The organism is Micromonospora sp. SYSU B005, assembly GCF_055362685.1.
This window is the reverse complement of the sequence record NZ_JAXCFU010000058.1, coordinates 1-1,126: the sequence shown is the minus strand read 5'-3', so window position 1 is coordinate 1,126 and position 1,126 is coordinate 1. Positions and strand designations below refer to the sequence as shown.

At 67.8% G+C, this 1,126-nt stretch carries 2 protein-coding genes and 1 pseudogene; 2 read left to right on the top strand and 1 reads right to left on the bottom strand.

Features of this window, described 5'->3' with window-relative positions; genetic code table 11:
* Window positions 1–47 precede the first annotated feature (47 nt).
* Window positions 48–278 (bottom strand): hypothetical protein, encoded by a 231-nt coding sequence (locus SM452_RS30350; RefSeq protein WP_355514129.1) that lies wholly within the window; start codon window positions 276–278, stop codon window positions 48–50.
* A 5-nt stretch (window positions 279–283) separates the two neighbouring features.
* On the opposite strand from SM452_RS30350, the pseudogene SM452_RS30345 reads away from it, so the two are divergent.
* Together SM452_RS30345 and SM452_RS30340 are read left to right on the top strand one after the other, a co-directional pair.
* A pseudogene (locus SM452_RS30345) lies at window positions 284–385 on the top strand (DNA-binding protein); the annotation flags it as partial.
* A 3-nt stretch (window positions 386–388) separates the two neighbouring features.
* Window positions 389–1,126: tyrosine-type recombinase/integrase (locus SM452_RS30340; RefSeq protein WP_463841220.1), on the top strand; the 738-nt coding region annotated here is incomplete at its 3' end.

The following is a 1,126-nucleotide window of genomic DNA, read 5'->3' as shown; positions in this document are numbered from 1 at the left end:
CTTCGGTTGTCTTCACAAACCATCGATGATCAACGCGGTGGCCGTCTTCATGCCCGCGCCACGCCCAACGCCAGAGCCAAGTGACGTTGGAGTACTAGGACGATGGCTTTGTTCAGCAGGTCTGATGCGGCCTGCGGGTCTGACTTAAGCAGGTCGTCGGCGAGGAGCAGGTGGGCTTCGGTGCCCCAGCGGCGCACCGTCTCGCGGTGGGGCTGCAGCCACTCGTAGTCCTGCCCCTCGGCCAGTGGCGCGTCGTAGAGCTCGCAGGCGGCGGTCAACAGTTCGTGGCGGCGCAGTCCGCGCCATCCGCGTCGGCAACACCCTGCGCTACCGGCGCAGCGAGGTCGAGCGCTGGCTCGAAGACCACACCGACGCGGAGCGGTGAACCATGGCCCGACCTGAACTGGCCATCGGCACCTCCGGAAAAATCCGGATCGAGAAACTCGGTCCGAAGAGATTCCGGGCACGCGCCCGGTTCCGCGACTACGACGGCATCACCCGCGACATCGAGGCCACCGACACCACAGGCCCGGCCGCCGAACGGGCCTTGAAGGTCAAACTCCGCGACCGTGCCACCCCCACCGAAGACGAGATCACCCGCGAAAGCCGCATCAGCGCCCTCGCCGAACTGTGGGTCGAAGAGATCACCGCCGAGGAACGCATCGCGCCACAAACCATCCACCGATACGCGACCAGCGTCCGCACCTCGATCCTGCCCGCCCTCGGCAACCTCCGAATCCGGGAAGCCAGCGTCGGACGCCTCGACCGGTTCCTGCGAGACATCGCCAAGGACCGCCCTTCAGCCGCCAAAGGCGTGAAGGTCGTACTCAGTCAGATGTTCGCTCTGGCCGTACGCCACGGCGCCATCCCCACCAACCCGGTCCGCGACACCGGCCGACTCCGCAAACCCCGCCGCACCGTCGTCGTCCTGTCCGCCGAGCAACTCCAAGCCGTCCGCACGGCCATCCGCGAATGGCAGCGACCGATCCCTGGCAAGCCCGGGCCCCGGCACAGCGGCGACCTGGCCGACGTCGTCGACCTCATGCTCGCCACCGGCGCCCGTATCGGCGAGATCCTCGCCCTCCGCTGGGAGGACCTGGACCTCGCCGCCGAACGACCAACCCTG